The organism is Xanthomonas arboricola pv. guizotiae (genome assembly GCF_002940205.1).
GTDB classification, from domain to species: domain Bacteria; phylum Pseudomonadota; class Gammaproteobacteria; order Xanthomonadales; family Xanthomonadaceae; genus Xanthomonas; species Xanthomonas arboricola_C.
Map to the genome: position 1 here is coordinate 1 of NZ_MDSK01000094.1, position 1,301 is coordinate 1,301.

The 1,301-nt window shown below is 65.0% G+C and carries 1 protein-coding gene; it reads right to left on the reverse strand.

All coding sequences use genetic code 11. The features are described 5' to 3' along the window. Positions 1-1,301: xylose isomerase (gene xylA, locus XarbCFBP7408_RS21940; RefSeq protein ID WP_104564694.1), on the reverse strand; the 1,301-nt coding region annotated here is incomplete at both ends.

The following is a 1,301-nucleotide window of genomic DNA, read 5'->3' on the forward strand; positions in this document are numbered from 1 at the left end:
GTCAGATACTGGTTGATCAGGTTCTCGTAGGCTTCCTGACGGCCGCTGAGCTGCTTGGGTTCGTTGCCGGCGGCGTACCTGGCCAGATCCACCAGCGTGCTGCTGCCGTTGGCGAAGTCCGCACCCGCGCCGCTGTCGAAGCTGGCGTAGCGCTCGGCGCGCCACTGCTCCAGCGGCGAGGAGGTCAGCAGCGCATTGGCCACTTCCAGCCCGCGTGCGAACGCGTCCATGCCGCCGATATGCGCCAGGAACAGATCCTGCGGGTCGGACGATTCGCGGCGCACCTTGGCATCGAAGTTCAAGCCGCCCGGTGCCAGCCCGCCCTGGCGCAGCACCACCAGCATCGCGCCGACGGTGTCGTACAGGTCGGTCGGGAACTGGTCGGTATCCCAGCCGTTCTGCGGGTTGCCGCGGTTGGCATCGATGCTGCCGAGCAGGCCGGCATCGGACGCCACCTGCAGGTCATGCTCGAAGCTGTGGCCCGACAGCGTGGCGTGGTTGGCTTCGATGTTCAGCTTGAAGTCCTGGTCCAGGCCGTGCTGGCGCAGGAAGCCGATCACCGTGGCGCTGTCGAAGTCGTACTGGTGCTTCATCGGCTCCATGGGTTTTGGCTCGATCAGGAAGTTGCCGGTGAAGCCGATCGCGCGGCCGTAGTCGCGTGCCAGGGTCAAAAAGCGCGCCATGTTGTCCTGCTCGCGCTTCATCTGGGTGTTGTGCAGGCAGGCATAGCCTTCGCGGCCGCCCCAGAACACGTAGTTCTCGCCGCCCAATTCCACGGTGGCATCGATCGCGGCCTTGACCTGCACCGCCGCGCGCGCCACCACATTGAAATCCGGGTTGGTCGAGGCACCATTCATGTAACGCGGGTGCGAGAACAGGTTGGCGGTGCCCCACAGCAGCTTGACGCCGGTGTCGGCCTGGCGCTGCTTGGCGATGCCGACCATGTGCTTGAGGTTGCTCTGGTACTCGCCGATGTCGTCGGCATCGGGCGACAGATCCACGTCGTGGAAGCAGTAGTACGGCACGCCGAGCTTGGTGAAGAATTCGAACGCGGCGTCGGCCTTGGCTTCGGCGCGATCGAGCGCGCTGTTGCCGATATCCCACGGATATGCGCGCGTGCCCGGGCCGAACGGATCGGCGCCGTTGCCGCAGAAGCTGTGCCAGTAGGCCACCGCAAAGCGCAGATGCTCGGCCATGGTCTTGTCGCCGACCTGCTTGTTGGCGTCGTAGACCTTGAACGCGAGCGGGTTGTCCGAGTCGCGGCCTTCGAAACCGATCTTGCCGATGCCGGGGAAATATTC